This is a genomic window from Robinsoniella sp. KNHs210, from assembly GCF_000686105.1.
GTDB classification, from domain to species: Bacteria; Bacillota; Clostridia; order Lachnospirales; family Lachnospiraceae; genus Robinsoniella; species Robinsoniella peoriensis.
The window spans coordinates 1229620-1249448 of the sequence record NZ_JMLZ01000002.1; the positions used below are offsets into that span (position 1 = coordinate 1229620).

The 19829-nt window shown below is 42.4% G+C and carries 21 protein-coding genes; 14 read left to right on the forward strand and 7 right to left on the reverse strand.

Annotated elements, in window-relative coordinates; translation table 11 throughout:
• Positions 1-5 precede the first annotated feature (5 nt).
• Genes CD03_RS0112230 through rpoZ form a run of 3 tightly spaced genes read left to right on the forward strand, consistent with a single transcriptional unit; the run spans position 6 to position 1208 of the window.
• Entirely contained in the window at positions 6-278 is a 273-nt protein-coding gene (locus CD03_RS0112230; RefSeq protein ID WP_027293887.1) for a DUF370 domain-containing protein, read from the forward strand.
• A complete protein-coding gene (gene gmk, locus CD03_RS0112235; protein WP_027293888.1) occupies positions 271-897 on the forward strand; it encodes a guanylate kinase in 627 nt (208 codons plus the stop codon). The genes CD03_RS0112230 and gmk overlap by 8 nt, the downstream gene beginning before the upstream one ends.
• Before the next feature lie 35 nt (positions 898-932).
• Entirely contained in the window at positions 933-1208 is a 276-nt protein-coding gene (rpoZ, locus tag CD03_RS0112240) for a DNA-directed RNA polymerase subunit omega (RefSeq protein ID WP_027293889.1), read from the forward strand.
• 142 nt (positions 1209-1350) lie between these two features.
• On the opposite strand, the gene CD03_RS0112245 is transcribed toward rpoZ, so the two are convergent.
• Positions 1351-2907, reverse strand: coding sequence for an ABC-F family ATP-binding cassette domain-containing protein (locus CD03_RS0112245; RefSeq protein ID WP_027293890.1), 1557 nt, complete (start codon positions 2905-2907; stop codon positions 1351-1353).
• A 122-nt stretch (positions 2908-3029) separates the two neighbouring features.
• Positions 3030-3218: a hypothetical protein gene (locus CD03_RS0112250; RefSeq protein WP_027293891.1), complete on the reverse strand. Its 189-nt coding sequence runs from the start codon at positions 3216-3218 to the stop codon at positions 3030-3032.
• A 368-nt stretch (positions 3219-3586) separates the two neighbouring features.
• Between CD03_RS0112250 and rimO the strand changes: the two genes are divergently transcribed.
• The 5 genes from rimO to CD03_RS0112275 all read left to right on the forward strand — a co-directional run bounded on the left by rimO (position 3587) and on the right by CD03_RS0112275 (position 10212).
• Complete coding sequence (rimO, locus tag CD03_RS0112255; protein WP_027293892.1) at positions 3587-4924, forward strand: 30S ribosomal protein S12 methylthiotransferase RimO; 1338 nt, start codon at positions 3587-3589, stop codon at positions 4922-4924.
• Complete coding sequence (gene pgsA, locus CD03_RS0112260; RefSeq protein WP_027293893.1) at positions 4908-5444, forward strand: CDP-diacylglycerol--glycerol-3-phosphate 3-phosphatidyltransferase; 537 nt, start codon at positions 4908-4910, stop codon at positions 5442-5444. Before rimO ends, pgsA begins: the two co-directional genes overlap by 17 nt.
• Before the next feature lie 21 nt (positions 5445-5465).
• Positions 5466-6731 carry a competence/damage-inducible protein A gene (locus tag CD03_RS0112265; protein WP_027293894.1) on the forward strand — a complete coding sequence of 422 codons (1266 nt, stop codon included), beginning with the start codon at positions 5466-5468 and terminating at the stop codon, positions 6729-6731.
• 159 nt (positions 6732-6890) lie between these two features.
• The gene (locus CD03_RS0112270; RefSeq protein ID WP_027293895.1) at positions 6891-9416 is read left to right on the forward strand and encodes a glycyl radical protein; all 2526 of its coding nucleotides are present in this window, start codon (positions 6891-6893) and stop codon (positions 9414-9416) included.
• A gap of 1 nt (position 9417) precedes the next feature.
• On the forward strand, positions 9418-10212 hold the full coding sequence (locus tag CD03_RS0112275) for a glycyl-radical enzyme activating protein (RefSeq protein ID WP_027293896.1): 795 nt from the start codon (positions 9418-9420) through the stop codon (positions 10210-10212).
• Between the two features lie 164 nt (positions 10213-10376).
• Here the strand turns inward: CD03_RS0112275 and CD03_RS0112280 are convergent, their stop codons facing one another.
• Both CD03_RS0112280 and CD03_RS0112285 read right to left on the reverse strand, forming a co-directional pair.
• The gene (locus tag CD03_RS0112280) at positions 10377-10652 is read right to left on the reverse strand and encodes a hypothetical protein (RefSeq protein ID WP_027293897.1); all 276 of its coding nucleotides are present in this window, start codon (positions 10650-10652) and stop codon (positions 10377-10379) included.
• 7 nt (positions 10653-10659) lie between these two features.
• Positions 10660-11133, reverse strand: a complete 474-nt coding sequence (locus CD03_RS0112285) for a hypothetical protein (protein ID WP_027293898.1) — start codon at positions 11131-11133, stop codon at positions 10660-10662.
• 111 nt (positions 11134-11244) lie between these two features.
• Here CD03_RS0112285 and CD03_RS38250 point away from each other — a divergent pair, with 111 nt between their 5' ends.
• Complete coding sequence (locus CD03_RS38250; protein ID WP_176731078.1) at positions 11245-11394, forward strand: hypothetical protein; 150 nt, start codon at positions 11245-11247, stop codon at positions 11392-11394.
• Between the two features lie 127 nt (positions 11395-11521).
• Here CD03_RS38250 and CD03_RS0112295 read toward each other — a convergent pair whose 3' ends face one another.
• Together CD03_RS0112295 and CD03_RS0112300 are read right to left on the reverse strand one after the other, a co-directional pair.
• Positions 11522-11782, reverse strand: coding sequence for a hypothetical protein (locus CD03_RS0112295; protein WP_081820235.1), 261 nt, complete (start codon positions 11780-11782; stop codon positions 11522-11524).
• An 85-nt stretch (positions 11783-11867) separates the two neighbouring features.
• On the reverse strand, positions 11868-13565 hold the full coding sequence (locus tag CD03_RS0112300) for a S8 family peptidase (protein ID WP_027293900.1): 1698 nt from the start codon (positions 13563-13565) through the stop codon (positions 11868-11870).
• 118 nt (positions 13566-13683) lie between these two features.
• Here CD03_RS0112300 and CD03_RS0112305 point away from each other — a divergent pair, with 118 nt between their 5' ends.
• From CD03_RS0112305 to CD03_RS0112320, 4 genes are all read left to right on the forward strand, one after another.
• Positions 13684-14442, forward strand: a complete 759-nt coding sequence (locus CD03_RS0112305) for a prolipoprotein diacylglyceryl transferase (protein ID WP_027293901.1) — start codon at positions 13684-13686, stop codon at positions 14440-14442.
• Positions 14443-14489: 47 nt separating this feature from the next.
• Complete coding sequence (locus CD03_RS0112310; RefSeq protein WP_027293902.1) at positions 14490-15389, forward strand: S8 family peptidase; 900 nt, start codon at positions 14490-14492, stop codon at positions 15387-15389.
• Positions 15390-15613: 224 nt separating this feature from the next.
• Positions 15614-17110, forward strand: coding sequence for a glycerol kinase GlpK (glpK, locus tag CD03_RS0112315; protein ID WP_027293903.1), 1497 nt, complete (start codon positions 15614-15616; stop codon positions 17108-17110).
• 674 nt (positions 17111-17784) lie between these two features.
• Entirely contained in the window at positions 17785-18006 is a 222-nt protein-coding gene (locus tag CD03_RS0112320) for a hypothetical protein (protein ID WP_027293904.1), read from the forward strand.
• Between the two features lie 91 nt (positions 18007-18097).
• On the opposite strand, the gene CD03_RS38855 is transcribed toward CD03_RS0112320, so the two are convergent.
• The gene (locus tag CD03_RS38855; RefSeq protein ID WP_255348078.1) at positions 18098-18220 is read right to left on the reverse strand and encodes a hypothetical protein; all 123 of its coding nucleotides are present in this window, start codon (positions 18218-18220) and stop codon (positions 18098-18100) included.
• 196 nt (positions 18221-18416) lie between these two features.
• On the opposite strand from CD03_RS38855, the gene CD03_RS0112330 reads away from it, so the two are divergent.
• Positions 18417-19808, forward strand: a complete 1392-nt coding sequence (locus tag CD03_RS0112330; RefSeq protein ID WP_027293905.1) for a hypothetical protein — start codon at positions 18417-18419, stop codon at positions 19806-19808.
• Positions 19809-19829 lie beyond the last annotated feature (21 nt).

The following is a 19829-nucleotide window of genomic DNA, read 5'->3' on the forward strand; positions in this document are numbered from 1 at the left end:
ATAATTTGGCCAGATTAATTAACATCGGCTTTGGTAATGTGGTGAATACCGGCAAAGTCATAGCAGTAGTAAGCCCTGAAGCAGCACCTATTAAGCGGATGGTACAAAATGCAAGGCAGACCGGTAAAGTGGTAGATGCGACACAGGGAAGAAAGACCAAATCCGTGATTGTAACCGTTGATGATTTTATTGTATTGTCAGCATTACAGCCAGATACAATTGCAAAAAGATTTTCACTCAATATAGAAGATAAGCCAAAGGATGAAGAAGATGAATAGAAAAGGAATATTAATTGTTTTATCTGGTTTTTCAGGAGCGGGGAAAGGCACTTTGGTCAAGGCTTTATCAGGCAAGTATGATAATTATGCCCTGTCCATCTCTGCTACAACAAGAAATCCCAGACCCGGTGAAGAAGATGGACGGGAATATTTTTTCAAAACAGTGGAAGAATTTAAAGAAATGATTGCAGATAATGCGTTAATTGAATATGCGCAGTATGTTCAGAATTATTATGGAACACCAAAAGCTTATGTAGAAGAGAAGCTGAACGAAGGGAAAGACGTAATTCTGGAAATTGAGATACAGGGAGCCCTTAAGGTAAAAGAGCAATTCCCGGATACACTGCTGTTATTTGTAACTCCGCCGAATGCACAAACATTAGAAGAGCGCCTGAACGGTCGCGGGACAGAAACCGCGGATGTGATCAGGGACAGGTTGAGCCGTGCCAGCGAGGAAGCACAAGGCATGGAAAAGTACGATTACCTGGTAGTCAATGATAAGCTGGAAGTTTGTGTGGAAGAAATGCACGGAATCATTCAAAGTGAACATTTCAAAGCATCAAGAAATAACGAATTCATAAATACCATAAAAAAAGAGTTAACGCGTTTTGCCAGATAATTTCAAGGCAAACCCATTTTGAAAGGAGAAAGCATATGTTACATCCATCTTACACAGATTTAATGAAAGTTGTAAACAGTGAAGTAGAAGAGGGGGATACACCGGTAGTAAACAGCCGTTATTCCATCGTGCTTGCTACAGCAAAGAGAGCAAGACAGTTGATCGGAGGAGCAGAAGCTCTAGTGTATGATAACGGTAAAAAGCCCTTATCTGTAGCCGTAGAAGAGTTAAATAAAGGAAAGATCAAGATTCTCAGTGAAGATGAGACACTGGATGAAGAGTCAGACATTCAGGTACAGACAGAAGAATAAAATATTCCACAATGAACCTGTATGTTCGATATAGAACAGATTGATTATAACCATAAAAATAAATAAGAGGATGTTTTGCTGTGGTGTCGGTAAAGACTTTGCAGCGAAACATCCTCTTTTAATTAATATATCTCATTAAATATTAAAAAATCTTAGTGGTCCATTGTGTACAATCCCAGACTTCCGTAACTACATCCTGGTAGAATTCCGGTTCATGACAGATTAGAAGTATACTGCCTTTATATTCCTTCAATGCCCGCTTTAGTTCTTCCTTTGCATCCACGTCCAGATGGTTAGTAGGCTCGTCCAGAAGCAGAATATTGGTTTCCCGGTTGATTAATTTACAAAGGCGTACTTTTGCCTGTTCACCACCGCTTAGAACACGTACCTGGCTTTCAATATGTTTGGTAGTCAGTCCGCATTTTGCAAGGGCACTGCGCACCTGGTACTGGGTCAGTGAAGGGTAGTCTTTCCAGATCTCTTCGATACAGGTAGTTGTATTCCCGGGAGCCATTTCCTGCTCAAAATAACCGATGTAAAGATAATCGCCAAGCTGGACAGAGCCTTCCAGAGAAGGAATCTGTCCCAGAATACTTTTTAACAGTGTGGTTTTACCAATACCGTTGGCACCGATAAGTGCTATTTTCTGTCCCCGTTCCATAGCCAGGTTCAGGGGCCTGGACAAGGGTTCATCGTATCCGATAACAAGATTCTCTGCCTCGAAAATGTATTTGCCAGCGGCCCGGGCTTCCTTAAAATGAAATTCAGGCTTTGGCTTTTCGGCTGCCAGCTCGATTTTATCCATTTTATCTAATTTTTTCTGACGGGACATCGCCATATTCCTTGTAGAAACTCTGGCTTTATTCCGGGCAACAAAATCTTCCAGATCACTGATTTCCTGCTGTTGGCGTTTATATGCAGATTCCAGCTGGGCCTTTTTCACTGCATAGACTTCCTGGAACTTGTCATAGTCGCCCACGTATCTGGAAAGTGCCTGGTTTTCCATATGATAGATCAGGTTAATGACACTGTTTAAGAAAGGAATATCATGTGATATTAAAATAAACGCATTTTCATAGTCATTCAGATAGCGTTTCAGCCATTCAATATGCTGCTCATCCAGGTAGTTGGTAGGCTCGTCCAGGAGGAGGATATCCGGTTTTTCCAACAACAGTTTACCCAACAGTACTTTTGTACGCTGCCCGCCGCTGAGTTCCGTTACATCTTTATCCAGGCCGATATCCTCAAGACCCAGGGCGCGGCCGATTTCTTCTACTTTAGAATCAATAATATAAAAATCATGCATGGTCAGAGTGTCCTGGATGGTGCCCAGTTCCTCCATCATCTGATTCAATTCTTCTTCCGATGCATCACCCATAGAATCACAGATGACGTTCATTCTTTCTTCCAGAGAAAACAGCTGTGCAAAAGCACCTTTTAACACATCACGGATGGTCAGCCCTTTTTCCAGAACCGCATGCTGGTCCAGATATCCGGCATGGACATTTTTAGCCCATTCCACCTTGCCTTCATCCGGCTGTAATTTTCCGGTTACAATATTTAAAAAAGTAGATTTTCCTTCGCCATTTGCTCCTATCAGTCCGATGTGCTCACCTTTTAGCAGACGGAAGGAAACATCATGGAAAATCGCTCTGTCACCAAAACCGTGACTTAAATGCTCAACGTTTAAAATGCTCATTGCTGTATTAGCTCCTTAGTAATTATAGTTATCGATTTGATTATACAGGAAAATTCAAGAAAAGCAAGTATCTGAACAAAAAAACGCACCCGGTTGCGGGTGCGAAGCCTATAAAATAATTCTCAACATTCAATTTTTATTGTCCAGGCATAACCATTTTTTGTCCAGACATTGTAGTCATTATTTTGGGAGTTATAAGCAATATGATCCAGCTCCGGACAGGAGTTAACATTAATAATGTTTACATATTCGTTTGGCTTCAATTTCCAATTTTTATTGCGAAGATAAGAATCAATTTCATGACTATGCATTTCTGTTACCTCCTTTGGTTGTCATTTATATACATAATCATTGACTGTTTTCATAGTTTTAATCAGTGCCTCTCATGTATATCATTATTATATCAGCAAGTGCATCGGTAGGAAATGGTAAGATGTTAGAAACTATTGTAATAATTTTGGTTAATTTGTCGATTTCATGCAGAAGTCAGTAGATGTGAATGAGATTTTTCTGGGATAATATATAAAAAAGGACAATAAAAATTGGAACGGGTGAAATTGTGGTTTTGAGAACTTTGCACATTCTCAAGTATTTTATTGACCTTTTAAGACGAAAATAGTACAATAAACATCAAAGAGCAATTTTGCTTTTGGACGATACTAAAAATGAGGAGTAATTTATGAACGTATTATTTGTATCCCTGGGATGCGACAAGAATCTGGTGGATTCGGAAGTGATGCTGGGGCTGCTTGCTAAAAATGGATATGTCCTTACAGATGATGAGACACAGGCCGATATTATTGTAGTGAATACCTGTTGTTTTATCAATGATGCAAAGGAAGAGAGCATCCAGACGATTCTGGAGATGGCAGAGCACAGGAAAAATGGTAAATGCAAGGCATTGGTTGTGACAGGATGTCTGGCACAGCGGTACAAAAAAGAAATTGTGGATGAAATAGAAGAGGTTGATGCCGTACTTGGCACCACAACGTACGATGAAATCATTAAAGCGGTACAGACGGCGCTGAATGGGCAGCAGCTGTTAGAGTTCCATGATATTGATGCCCTTCCGGCAAAATCAGCAGGACGTGTATTAACTACTGGAGGACATTATGCCCATTTAAAAATAGCCGAAGGCTGTAATAAGCATTGTACTTACTGTATTATCCCGAAGATCCGTGGAAATTATAGAAGTGTTCCTATGGAACAGCTTATTGAAGAAGCAAAAGACCTGGCAGAACAGGGTGTTAAGGAATTGATTCTGGTTGCGCAGGAGACTACGCTCTATGGAAAGGATCTTTATGGGAAAAAGAGCCTTCATGTCTTATTAAAAGAGTTATGTAAAATTTCAGGAATCCGGTGGATTCGTATACTCTATTGTTATCCGGAAGAAATTTATGATGAACTGATACAGGTTATGAAAGAAGAGAAGAAGGTATGCCATTATCTGGATCTTCCCATTCAGCATGCCAGTGATGATATTCTGAGGAAGATGGGAAGAAGAACGAATAAACAGCAGCTTAAGGCTATTGTGTCTAAACTGCGCAGCGAGATTCCGGATATTGCGCTTCGGACAACCTTGATTACGGGTTTTCCAGGCGAGACTCAGGAACAGCACGAAGAACTGATGGAATTTGCAGATGAGATGGAATTTGAGCGACTTGGGGTGTTCACCTATTCTCCTGAGGAGGATACTCCGGCAGCAGAGATGGATGGACAGATTGAAGAAGAGATCAAAGAAGACAGAAGAGATGAGCTGATGGAACTTCAGCAGGACATCGCTTTTGATAAAGCACAGCAGATGGTTGGACGCAGTGTAATTGCTATGGTGGAAGGTAAAGTAGCAGATGAAAATGCTTATGTAGCCCGTACTTATGCAGATGCACCTAATATAGACGGATATTTGTTTATTAATACAGGTGAGACACTTATGTCAGGGGACTTTGTCAGGGTAAAAATTACAGGTGCGCTGGAATATGATTTGATTGGAGAGATTGAAGATGAATTTGCCGAATAGTTTGACCATATTAAGAGTTATTTTAATCCCTTTTTTTGTGATTTTTATGAAATCTGATCTGGGCGGCGCAGGAAAATATATAGCGCTTGCTATTTATATTATCGCCAGCCTCACGGATAGCCTGGATGGATATCTGGCAAGAAAAAACCATCAGGTAACGAACTTTGGTAAATTTATGGACCCTCTTGCAGATAAGCTCCTGGTGTGCTCTGCAATGATATGCCTGGTTCAGATGAACCGTCTTGCCGACTGGATTGTTATAATTATTATCAGCCGTGAATTTATTATCAGCGGCTTCCGTCTGGTGGCATCGGATAATGGAATTGTAATTGCTGCTAGCTGGTGGGGAAAATCCAAAACCATTGCGCAGATGATCATGACAATTTTATTAATTGCAGACCTGGGTGGATTTTTTAATACATTAGAAAATTTATTCGTTTTATTGGCACTGGTTCTGACCATTATATCATTAATTGATTATATTGCGAAGAACATCAACGTATTAAGCATGCAAAAGTAAGATTACTTTGGAGGATGAAAAATGGTAGTAGAACTGATTTCCGTTGGGACGGAGATATTACTTGGGAACATTGTAAATACAAATGCGGCCTTTCTGGCAGAAAAATGTGCGCTGCTGGGATTATCTATGTATCATCAGACGGTAGTGGGAGACAATGAGGAACGTCTTGCAGATACCATTCAGACAGCGATGAACCGCTCTGACGTGGTTATCTTAAGCGGTGGACTTGGCCCTACACAGGATGATCTGACAAAAGAGGTTGCAGCGAAAGTCCTGGACATGAAACTGGTAGAAGATAAACACAGCAAAGAACGGATACAGGAATATTTCAAGAACAGTCAGTTTAAGATCATAACCGACAATAACTGGAAACAGGCATTAATACCGGAAGGTGCAATTGTCATCGATAATAAAAACGGCACAGCACCGGGGCTTATTCTGGAAAAAGAAGGTAAATCCGTAATCCTGCTTCCTGGCCCGCCAAATGAAATGATTCCGATGTTTAACCACGATATATTCCCATACTTAAATAAACTGCAGCCGGAAATTATATGTTCTACGATGGTGAAGCTCTGCGGCTTAGGTGAAAGCTTTGTAGAGACAGAAATTGCAGACCTGATTGAAAAACAAACCAATCCTACCATTGCTACTTATGCTAAGACCGGAGAGGTGCATCTGCGTATCACAGCTAAGGCAGCGGATGAAAAAGAAGCAAAGAAATTAATTAAGCCTGTGGTAAAAGAGCTGCGCAGCCGTTTTGGCAACCATATTTATACTACAGAAGAACAGGATACTCTGGAAGAAACCATTATCCGTCTTCTGAAAGAAAAGGAACTGACCCTGACAACTGCTGAATCCTGTACAGGAGGACTTCTGGCTGCAAGGCTGACAAATGTACCGGGAGTATCGGATGTATTCAAGCAGGGGCTTGTAACCTACTGCAACCGTGCGAAGCGCAAGCTTTTGGAAGTAAAGAAAAATACGCTGAAAGAAAACGGTGCAGTGAGCGAAAAAACGGCGAAGGAAATGGCGAAAAACGGCGCATTCATTACCGGGGCAGATGTCTGTGTTTCTATCACAGGTATTGCAGGGCCTGGAGGGGCGACGGATGAGAAGCCGGTTGGACTGGTCTACATTGCCTGCTCATATAATAACCAGGTGACGGTAAGAGAGTTCCATTTTAAGGGAGAGCGTAATAAGGTAAGAGAAAGTTCGGTGGTAAATGCCCTGATCCTGTTACGGGAATGCATTATTGCAGATACAGAGAAATCAGCAAAGAAAGATTGATGTTGTATTTGTTGGATTTATGTTTTTTTGTGCAGGGTTTTATTGACTTGTTAGGACGAATAGCGTATAATAAACGTATAAAAAAGTCCTGCGTCTATGTGGAAGCGTAGGTGCAGGACTTTTGACTTTGCAAATCGGATACATAAAGGAGAAGTGAACGTGAAGAATTTTTATGATGGTGAAATAGAAAAGAGTTCCAGAATTCCGAAATTGATCGAAGACCTGTACGATCATATGCCGGTTATCGAGGCAGATCGTGCTGTCATTTTAACAGAGAGTTATAAAGAGACAGAAGGAGAGGCAGTGATTCTGAGGAGAGGAAAGGCATTCGCAAAGATCTGTCATGAACTTCCGATTACGATTCGTCCGGAAGAACTGATTGTGGGAAGTAACACAAAGACAGCCCGTGGATGTCAGGTATTCCCGGAATATTCCTTTTCCTGGCTGGAAGACGAATTTGATACGGTAGAACATAGAAGTGCAGATCCTTTCTATATTTCAGAAGATACAAAAGAAAAACTTCATGAAGTTTATTCATACTGGAAAGGAAAAACCACCAGTGAACTTGCAACTTCTTATATGACTGAAGAAACGCTGCTGGCAATGAGGCATAATATCTTTACGCCCGGCAATTATTTTTATAATGGTATCGGACATTTTACAGTAAAATATGAAGAAGTATTGACAATTGGTTATGAAGGCATTATTGCCAATGCAAAAGACGAATTAAAAAAATGCAAAGTAACGGATGGTGATTACCAGACTCGTTCTGCTTTTCTGGAATCTGTTATTATCAGTTGTACCGCTGCAATTCATTATGCCCAGCGTTATGCGCTCCTGGCGTTGGAAGAAGCTGCGGTATGTCAGGATAACCGCAGAAAATTAGAGTTATTGGAAATTGCCAGAATCTGTGCAAAGGTACCGGGTAAACCGGCGGAATCATTTTATGAGGCTTGTCAGTCATTCTGGTTTGTACAGATGCTGCTGCAGACAGAATCCTCGGGCCATTCCATTTCTCCGGGACGATTTGACCAGTATATGTATCCATATTATGAAGCGGATATGAAAGCCGGCAAGTTAACAAGAGAATCAGCACAGGAACTGATCGACTGCATCTGGGTTAAATTAAATGACCTGAATAAATGCAGGGATGCGGCAAGTGCGGAAGGTTTCGCGGGCTACAGTCTGTTCCAGAACCTGATTGTAGGCGGTCAGGACGAGGAAGGAAATGACGTAACCAATGAATTATCCTTTATGTGCATTGAGGCATCTATGCATGTATTTTTACCGGCACCGTCTCTTTCGGTTCGTGTCTGGAATAAGACGCCGGATGAACTGATGATTAAGGCGGCCAAACTTACCAGAACAGGTATCGGTCTTCCGGCTTATTACAATGATGAAGTTATCATACCGGCAATGGTCAGCAGGGGAGTAGCCCTTGCAGATGCCCGTACGTATAATATTATCGGCTGTGTCGAGCCCCAGGCTCACGGCAAAACCGATGGTTGGCATGACGCTGCATTTTTCAATATGTGCAGGCCCCTGGAGCTTGTGTTTACCGCCGGCATGGAAGACGGCGAACAAGTGGGACTGAAAACCAAAGACATCAGCGATATGCATAGTTTTGAGGAATTCTATGATGCCTATAAACAGCAGATGGAATACTTTATTGAATTAATGGTCAATGCGGATAATTCCATAGACGTGGCACATGCCCAGAGATGTCCGCTTCCTTATCAGTCAAGTATGATTGATGACTGTATTAAAAAAGGAAAGTCTTTACAGGAAGGCGGGGCAGTATACAACTTTACAGGTCCACAGGGCTTTGGAATCGCAAATGTTACGGATGCATTGTATGCAGTGAAAAAATTGGTATTTGAAGATAAAAAACTTACGCTGGCTGAATACAGGCAGGCTTTGGATGACAATTTTGGAAAAGGGCTGAGCCAGTCCAGAGTAGAAGCATTAACGATACAAATTGCAAAAGAACTGCAAAATGCCGGTCAGAAAGTCGGTGCTTCTGAAATCCGTGTAATCGCAGAAACTGTTAGACAGACCGGAACAGAACCTGCTAAAAAGCAGAAATATGACGCACTTTTATCCATGATCGATGAACTTCCAAAGTATGGTAATGATATCGAGAGCATCGACCTTTTTGCAAGAGATGTAGCCTATACCTATACGAAACCTCTTGAAAAATATAGAAATCCCCGTGGAGGGCAATATCAGGGCGGATTATACCCTGTTTCGGCAAATGTACCGCTCGGTGCCCAGACAGGCGCTACACCGGACGGAAGGCTTGCTCAGACACCAATTGCGGATGGAGTGGGGCCGGTAGCAGGAAAAGATATCAGCGGTCCTACGGCAACAGCCAATTCAGTTGCACGCCTGGATCATTTTATAGCATCCAACGGGACTTTGTTTAATCAGAAATTTCATCCTTCTGCACTGAGCGGTATGGCTGGACTTCAGAAATTCACTTCCCTGATCCGGGCATTTTTTGATCAGAAGGGAATGCATATGCAGTTTAATGTAGTAAGCCGCGAGACTCTGCTGGACGCACAGGCACATCCTGAAAATTATAAAAACCTGGTGGTAAGGGTTGCAGGTTACAGTGCCCTGTTCACAACGCTGTCCAGAGCGCTTCAGGATGACATTATTAACAGAACGATGCAGGGATTTTAATATGGAAAAAGAATTTTTAAAACAGACAGGCCGTATTTTTGATATTCAGAAATTTTCTATCCATGACGGACCAGGAATACGGACAATTGTATTCCTAAAGGGATGTGCCCTTCGCTGTAAGTGGTGCTGTAATCCGGAATCCCAGAGTTTCCAGATACAGACTATGATACAAAACGGCAAAGAGAAAGTAACAGGCAGGGATGTTACCGTAGAAGAGGTAATGGAAGAGGTCTTAAAAGACACTTATCATTATAAACGTTCCCAGGGAGGACTAACGCTGTCCGGAGGAGAGTCGCTGCTTCAGCCTGATTTTGCTTCCGCACTTTTTCAGGCAGCTCAGTATTACGGAATGAATACAGCGCTTGAATCAACCGGATTTGCTGAATTTGAGACGATTAAAGAAAAAATACTGCCATATCTGGATTTGTTTTTAATGGATATTAAACATATAAACAGTGCCAAACACAAGCTGTTTACCAGACAGCCCAATGAATTAATCCTTGAAAATGCCAGAAAAATCGCTGCCGAAGGTCAGAAAATGATTATCCGTGTTCCGGTAATCCCTACGTTTAACGATACTTCGGAGGAAATTCTGGGGATTGCCCAGTTTGCCAGAACCCTGCCGGGAATTGAACAGCTTCACCTGCTGCCATATCATAGGCTGGGACAGGATAAATATGAGGGACTGGATCGTGATTATACTTTAAAACATATAGTACCTCCTGATAATGAGCATATGGAGACTCTGGCACAGGTTGCCAGAACTACAGGATTATATGTACAAATCGGTGGATGAGAGAAGATAAACCACCAACACCAAATTAAAATTGACACTGCATAAGCCGGAAGCGGGAGGGAAACTTTATATTCCCTGCCCGCTTCTTTATGTTTCTATTTATCACCAAGACCGTAAAGCCTCCGTTTCCCGATAATCACAAAGCTTATGTCCCTGATAATGTGTTAATGCATCATCTTCATCATATTACGTAATTTTTCTATATTCTGGATTTCTTCTTTTGGTTTTCCCTGTTTCATGACTTCGATTATTAGATCTACTTCTTCAGGAGCAAAACTATTTCCCTGAGACTTTGTCCGTGATGCGGCCGCTAACAGAAATGGCAGCAGCTCTTTCGGCGATTTTCCGGAAGACTGATCTGCAAGTGCCATGAACATCTCCAATTTTGACTTATCAATATCTTTGAGTGCCGGGTTATTCATCCAATCATTACTATTCATAAAATCCTCACTTTCCTTCTGAATCAAACATTGTGTTATAGGTTTCAAACATCGATTGCTGCTCCGGAGAGAGCATGTTCATGACAAAATCCATAGGATTCTGACTTTGTCCTTCTCCGTCACCACCATTATCGCTCTGACTGAACATTTCTTTATAGGTTTCGAAAAGTTCCATGGTATTCAGGAGATTCAGGCATGTATCCAGCATTTCTCTTTGGGAACTGCTACAATATTTTCGCATGTCATTTAGCATATCTTTTGGAGAAAATGAAGTATTCTCCATCGAACACGCTTTCATAGGAGAATCGGAATCTTCATAAAATGTAAGGATGTTTCCCAGTTCCATGACCTTAATATATAACGCCAGAAATTTTTGATTCTTGAATTCTACATATGGTATGATGGCTTTTAACATCTGGAGTTGGTTTCCATTTGCGATCTGGTCGATGGCTGTTAAAGGCGGTGCAGCATATTCTTCCATATTTTCCTGCCAATGTGTTTTGAAAAAATATATGTGTAAAACCAGGGAAGTATGACAGATGGGGGCAAATTCTCATATATTATATGTATAGTTCATTAAGGAGGATACAAAATGTCGCGTCATATTGTTATAGATGGTAATGCATTTTACGAAGTAGATGATGAATGTATGAAAGGAAGAAAGGAAGAGGTGTTTAATAAAGTAAAGAAAGAAAAGGTTACGGCGGAAAAGAAAACAAACAAAGAAGATTCTGAAAAATAGTCCACTAATGATAACGGAGGTTTTAAGTATTGGAAAGTGTAAAATCTTGAAGCCTCCAGGATTTTTCTGTTTCGATTGCTGCAATATAAATAGAAAAAAGCCCCCATAAAGGGGGCTCTTGTGGAAATTAGCAAAGAGATCCACATCCGCCACAGCAGAGCAGTAATAAGATGATTAAGATACAGGAGTTGTCGCCGCATCCGCCGCCACAACCGTTGCCGCATCCGCCACAACCGCCGCCGAATCCACCGTTTCCGCCACAGCAGAACAGAAGGATAATGATCCACAGGCAAGAACCGCCACCGAATCCGCCGCCACATCCGTTGTTGCATCCACAATTTCTTTCTTCACATCCACATCCACAATTTGTTGCTGCTAAATCACTCATTTATCTTCCTCCGATAATTTTGATTACACTTCATGATATGTCTGGAGGCTTGTTTGGGTTACAATATTTAAAAAAATTTTTTTATTTATCTTAGAATCTCAAAAATTCGGTATACATTCAGGGTGCCGTATCCCCATTCACGATTGGGATAGAGCAGGTTTTCCGAGCGTTCGGCACCACGGATCAGAAAATTTTTAACTTCCCGGGTACTGAGGACATGAGGTGTATATCTGGTCAGCCCCCAGTTGATCAATAGGGCAACCGACCCTGCAGCCAGTGCCGCGGCAAGGCTGGAACCTGTTCTTGGCATATAGCGTCCCGATCCGTCAGGTCCATATACATTGACGCCTGGAGCGGCAATATCCGGCTTAATGGCTCCTGTGCGGGTATACCCGCGGCTGGAATTGATAAAGAGACTCTTATCATAGGCATTATAAGTACTGACGGTAATCACAGACTCCGCTGGGGAAGGGGATGTCAGCGTGGTATCCGGATTTGGAGTTAAAAATACAGTTCCCGGTGGGATAAGCCCTGTAATTGGCAGCCACATATGGAAGATACCGTTTATGAAAATATTATTAATGACACTGATATTCCAAAGACCCGGTGTGGGGTTTTCAAATCGTATCAGTATTAATTGGCTGCCCGTTGTGAATTCTACAATTTCATAATCAATGTAGATGACTGTTTTCTCTAAGACCAGGCGTTCTACCGTACTTTGCCCCAGTCTGGCAGGCACGGCGGGTATGGTTTCCCCCAAAGGCGAGGTGACAGATACGGAATAAAGCTCCGGAGCCTGGGCCCAAATTTCCAGAGAGAACCCCTTGGTATCCTTATCCACCAGAATTTCTGCTGACTGGTATTCGTTTTCAGCAGCAATTTTACCGTAGAAATGATGTCCCATTCCGGCTTCATTACCTGCAGCTACCACACAGTAGATGCCGGTGTAGTTGGAATAGTAGGACACGAAGCTGTCCAGGAAGGACGCACCGGAATGGTCTCCCTGATTGCTGCCAAGTCCAATGCAGATTACAAGGGGCAGGTTGTTGTCAATTGCAAGATTATAAAGATAGTAGACCGCCGTCATGATGTCGGATTCCTGAAATGCCAGCGCATCTTCAGCAACAAAGAAGAAATCCTTCAAATACTTCTTGGCAGGTTTTAATTTTACAACAGCAATGTCACTCATTGGGGCTGCTCCTACAAAATCCTGTTCCGGATCTTCACTCCCGGCGGCGACACCGGCTACAAAGGTACCATGTCCGTTTTCATCCGTTTCAGGAACGATGCTTAGGGGATTATCGGAAGCAAGTGCGGTGTTTAGATCATCTCTGGTATATATTTTTCCATAGAATAGCTCATCCGGCGGATCATCCGTTCGCTCTGTCTGATCCCAGATGCCGAGAATCCGGCTGGAACCATCAGATTTTCGGAAGGCATCCAATGTATAGTCGATTCCGGTATCGATAAAACCCAGCAGAATATTTTCACCCTTCAGATTCAAAATAGGCTGATTCTGTGTCCTTAAAATTCCGGAAACCTCCAGACTGGTGGTATCCAAAGTGGTATACAATTTCGGGATCGTGGTGTATCCTACAGTAGAGAGGATACTGCTGGGAAATAATGTCTTGTCTACGTGTAAAATTGCATAGCCCCCGCCCACGGTCTGAGACCCCAGTAAAGGAAAGTCCCTGGAAAGATTTTCTTCTGCCCCCTGATAGGAAACGACAAGATCATAAAAGTCGTTTGAGTATATTTTGTTTTGTAATTCGTTTTTGGGCATATGACCTCCAATTCTAATGTTTTTTAATAAGATATGGGAAAATAGTGATTCCTATGTTATACTAATAATATTGTGCATGGTTTAATATTTATACTGAAACAGAAAAGAGGTAGGACAAATGAGACCGGATTTATTTTCAATCGGACCAATCACCATTCACGGCTATGGTTTAATGATAGGTATTGGATTTTTAGCTGCGATACTGATCGGAATGAAACGGGCAGAGAAACACGGATTAGATAAGGATATCGTTTTTAATATGGGTTTGCTCTGCATTGTGGGCGGTATGCTGGGTGCTAAAATTTTATTTATTATTACAGAATGGAATAACATTATTCATTCCAGGAACCTGTGGTCAGACCTGGCTTACGGATTTGTTGTATATGGAGGCATTATCGGAGGAATTCTTATTCTTTATGTATACAGCAGGTTTAAAAAGCTGAACTTTTTACAATATATGGACCTGATTGTTCCGTCCGTTTCCATAGGTCAGGGATTTGGAAGAATCGGCTGTCTGCTGGCGGGCTGCTGTTATGGACGGGAGACAGATTGTCCTATTGGAATTGTATTTCATAACTCTGAATTTGCGCCAAACGGAGTTTCTCTGCTTCCAACCCAGATTTTTTCCAGCCTGGGAGATTTTGCGATTGCGGGATTTTTAATCTGGTATGCCGGAAAGCAAAAGAAAGATGGTAAAGTTATCAGTATGTATCTGATTCTCTATGGTGTGGGCAGATTTATTGTAGAAATCTTCCGAAATGATCCAAGAGGTAATGTAGGGATGCTGTCAACATCACAGTTTATTTCTATCTTTATGGTAGCATTCGGAGTAGGAATGATGTATTTTGTAACACATCGAAAAAAGAAAGAACAGTAGCCACCTTTTTATTTTTACGTATACTGGTAAAAAAGGGTTAGAGCGAAATGAATCGTGCCAGATTGTCAGTAAATGTAGAAAATGTTCATCGCAGAGGCATTTTAGGCCAGGGAATTGGTGTGGCGGTATTAGATACGGGGGCATATCCGCACCCGGATTTCAGAGATAGAATTTGTAGTTTTCGTGATTTCGTGGGAGGAAGAGCATCGATGTATGACGATTGTTCCCATGGAACCCACGTTATTGGGATCGTTGCTGGGAATGGAAAAATGTCCGGTGGCAGATACAGGGGTATTGCTCCTGCATGCCACGTAATGTCATTAAAGGTATTGGACCGCAAAGGCGGCGGAAATAGAAAAGATGTATTAAATGGAATTGACTGGGTAATCCAAAATAAAGAGTTATATAATATTCGAGTATTAAACATTTCCGTGGGAACAGAGCGGGAAGGGGATGACGCGGATTTTAAGTTGGTTGACAGCGTGGAGCGGGCATGGGATGCCGGGCTGGTGGTGGTAGTTGCAGCCGGAAATATGGGTCCGGATCCAATGTCTATTACGGCACCCGGAAACAGTAAAAAAGTTATTACGGTGGGCTCTTCAGATGATTTTATGAAGGTGGGAAGCTATAACAATGAAAAACTGTATTATTCGGGCAGAGGCCCTACAAAAGAGTGCGTCTGTAAGCCGGATGTTGTAGCTCCCGGTTCCAGAATCATATCCTGTAACAGCATTAATGTGAGTAGTAAAGGCTACTATTGCACAAAAAGCGGAACTTCCATGGCCACGCCTATCGTTTCCGGAGCAGTAGCGCTTCTTTTATCCAGGTCTCCTGGCATGACAAATGTAGAAGTGAAAATGAAGCTGAAAGAGACCTGTGATGATATAGGACGCCCACGCTACCAACAGGGCTGGGGGCAGATTAACATTGAGACGTTACTGAAATAATTTTTCAATAGTGTAAAAAAAGAGGGTGGCTGCGGCATTGTAAATGCTGTGGCCGTCTTTTTGTATATGTCTAGAAAAGATATTCCCCAAATTACATACCTTTATAGTTTTGCCCCGACTTCCATGAATGTCGCTTGAATCGTAATAATCAGTATGTTAAAATTAAAAATATGAATTGATAACAGAAGGGAACATTTGAAATTGCAAATGTGCAGGTAATGGATATGGCAAAGTATATTATGGCATTGGATGCTGGGACTACAAGCAACCGCTGCATATTATTTAATGAAAAAGGTGAGGTATGCAGTGTTGCCCAAAAGGAGTTTACACAGTATTTTCCAAAGCCGGGATGGGTTGAACATGATGCCGATGAAATATGGTCTTCCCAACTTGGCGTTGCCGTGGAGGCAATGTCCAAAATTGGAGCAGTTGCCGCAGATATTGCTGCGATTGGTATTACGAATCAAAGGGAGACAGCAATTGTCTGGGACAAGAAAACAGGATCGCCTGTTTATCATGCAATCGTGTGGCAATGCAGGAGAACTTCGGAATACTGTGATACATTAAAAGAAAAAGGTCTGACAGAAGTTTACCGGAAAAAGACAGGCCTGATTATTGATGCTTATTTTTCGGCGACGAAAATCAAATGGATTCTGGACAATGTGGAAGGGGCCAGGGAAAGAGCAGATAAAGGGGAACTTCTATTTGGAACGGTAGAGACATGGCTTATATGGAAGCTTACGAAAGGCAGAATTCATGTGACGGATTATTCCAATGCGTCCAGGACCATGCTCTTTAATATTAAAGACCTGAAATGGGATGAGGAGATTCTGGAAGAACTTCAGATCCCGGAAAATATGCTTCCGAATCCAGTACCTTCAAGCTGTGTATACGGAATGGCAGATGCATCTTATTTTGGAGGAGAAATACCAATTGCGGGAGCGGCGGGAGATCAGCAGGCAGCACTGTTTGGGCAGACCTGTTTTACGGCGGGAGAAGCCAAAAATACATATGGAACGGGTTGCTTTATGCTGATGAATACTGGGGAAACCCCTGTTTTTTCCAGCAATGGTTTAGTTACTACCATAGCATGGGGATTAAACGGCACCGTCAATTATGCGCTGGAAGGATCCATTTTCGTGGCAGGAGCAGCAATACAATGGCTGCGGGATGAACTGCACCTCATAGACTCTGCTTCGGATTCCGAATATATGGCGGGAAAAGTGAAGGATACCAATGGCTGTTATGTAGTGCCGGCTTTTACCGGACTTGGTGCACCATATTGGGATCAATATGCCAGGGGCAGTATTGTGGGAATCACCAGAGGTGTCAACAAATACCATATCATTCGGGCAACCCTGGAATCTCTGGCTTATCAGGTAAACGATGTCTTAAAAGCCATGGAAGCTGACTCTGGCATAGAGGTAAGAGCGCTGAAAGTAGATGGAGGGGCAAGTGCAAATAATTTTTTGATGCAGTTCCAGTCAGATATCATAGGAGCGCCTGTACATCGCCCGGACTGTGTAGAGACAACGGCGATGGGAGCAGCATATTTGGCAGGACTTGCAGTAGAATATTGGAATAACAAAGAATCCGTTATCCAAAACTGGCAGGTTGACCGTGTCTTCAAACCGGCAATGGCGGAAAAGGAGCGGCTTAAGAAGATTAAAGGATGGGACAAGGCCGTGAAGTATGCGTTTGGATGGGCGAAGGAAGAGTAGGTTGAGGTACTGGTACTAGTATTGCAGCGAACAAATTCAGCTTAAATTTGGGGTTTTGTTGATTAAGACGCTTTGTAGATGTAGGTAGTGTACGGAAAGAGAAGGGGGGCGGACCAGGACATTGGTTTGGAATGCTTACCGCAGAACTGGCATTTTCTAACCTTCCCGGAGCACTTTTTGGTGGCACACGGGCATTCGCTCCGAAATCCTGATGCATTTCGCAGCTCACTGCCCGCTTACAATCCGATGGGAGAAGTACTGCATTTTGCAATGCAGTACTAGTCGAATTGTATCCGCCAAAAAGCACTCCGGGAAGATAAGTAAATGCTCAGCTCTGCTATACGCATTCCAAACCAATGTCCTGGTCCGCCCCCTTCTCTTTCCGAGATAGCATTCGTTGATACAAAGCTGGTTTTCTCGAGGCCACTGAAAAGTTCCTATTTTAAAAATTGTTTGTCATATTACACAAATAAATATTAGTTTTATGTTTGTTATAGGACATTAACAAACGAATCTATCACGTTCCTTGGAGAGTAGAGAACTATAAAATTTTAACCTTTTACGCAATATTACTTTGGCTTTCACTTTTTCAGTGGCCTCGGTTTTCTCAGCATGATGGGACCCCGGGGTTGTGGCATGCGGACGCGATTGGCGTAAATCAACTGATCTTGAGAATGGAATTTGTTTTTCATTCTGTAACCAGAAAAAGGAGCAAACTTTCTTCTTCTTTTACGCAAACAGCCGAAACATACTGCGCAGTATCCAATAAAGAACAGCCTGCAACAACCCAGGGGTTCCCACCTGCTGAGAAAACCAGCTTTGTATCAACAAATGCTATCTCGGAAAGATGGGTGTGGGAAACTGGTATGGGCGGAGGAAGCGTAGAGCAGAGCTGAGTATTTACTTACCTTTTCGAAGTGTTTTTTGGTGGATAGTATTCGACTGGCTCCCATCGGATACTAAGCGGGCAGTGAGCTGCGAAATGCATCAGGATTTCGGAGCGAATGCCCGCGTGCCGCCAAAAAGCGCTTCGGAAAGGTTAGAAAATTCCAGTTCTGCGGCCAGCTGACGGAGCCCATGCCAGTTTCCCACACCCATCTTTCTGTACACTACCTAGCATTTACAAAGCGTCTTAATCAGCTAAACCCAAGCGTCCAGTCATTGCCACCTACTTCTGCCGCCTGCTTCCTTACCCAGCTTATAACATCAAAGTGTTGATTCTACAAAAAATTCCCATTTCCCTATTGACAATACGTGTATGATTGTATACAATGATACAAAATAAACCCTTAGGAGAGATTGAATCATGGATAATCGACGCGTTAAAATGGATTCCCACACAAACTTGCTGCAGTTAGAAGAGCATATGTATCATTTAGTTGACGTAGAAACGCCAAATGTTTTCCGTAACCTGTTTCCTTATGATGAAGTACCGAAGATTGCCTTCAATGACCGTATTGTGCCGCACCATATGCCGGAAGAGATCTGGATTACAGATACTACGTTTCGTGATGGGCAGCAGTCCCGCGCACCTTATACCACAGAACAGATTGTGACATTATTTGATTATTTTCATAAACTGGGCGGACCAAACGGTAAGATTCGTCAATCCGAATTTTTCTTATACAGCAAAAAGGACAGGGACGCTGTCTATAAATGTATGGAACGAGGCTATAAATTTCCGGAAGTCACCAGCTGGATCCGTGCCAGTAAAAAGGATTTTGAATTAGTTAAAGATTTGGGGATGAAGGAAACCGGAATTCTGGTAAGCTGCTCGGATTACCATATCTTCTACAAGATGAAGATGACAAGAAAGCAGGCAATGGAACATTATCTCAGTGTAATTAAGGAATGTCTGGAGACCGGTGTCAGTCCAAGATGCCATCTGGAAGATATCACACGTGCAGATATTTATGGATATGTAATTCCATTCTGCGTAGAATTAATGAAATTGATGGAAGAATACCAGATTCCAATTAAAGTGCGCTGTTGTGATACCATGGGGTATGGCGTAAACTATGCCGGTGCTGTAATTCCCAGGTCTGTACAGGGAATTATTTATGGTATTATGACACATGCAGGTGTGCCTTCTGAGCTAATTGAGTGGCATGGGCACAATGATTTTTATAAAGCAGTCAGCAATTCCACAACTGCATGGCTTTACGGAGCGGCAGGCGTAAACTGTTCCCTTTTTGGAATCGGAGAACGTACGGGAAATACTCCGATTGAGGCGATGGTATTTGAATATGCACAGCTTCGGGGTACACTGGATGGTATGGATACAACTGTTATTACGGAAATGGCAGATTATTACCAGAGAGAGATCGGGTATCACATCCCTTCCAGAACACCATTTGTAGGGCAGAATTTTAATGTGACGAGAGCAGGTATTCACGCTGATGGTTTATTGAAAAATGAAGAAATCTATAATATTTTTGATACAGAAAAGTTCCTGAACCGTCCGGTACTGGTTGCTGTTTCCAATACGTCCGGGCTGGCTGGAATTGCACATTGGATTAATACATACTATCGCCTGCCGGAAGAAAAGCGCCTGTCAAAGGATGCGCCACTTGTTGAAATGGTGAAAAATTGGGTGGATAAAGAGTATGAAGATGGTCGTATAACAGTAATTACTGATAATGAACTGATAAAAGTCATTGATGACTGTTGCAAAAAATTGAATTATGTTTTAGTATAGTAGGCAGGGCAGGAGGAATCA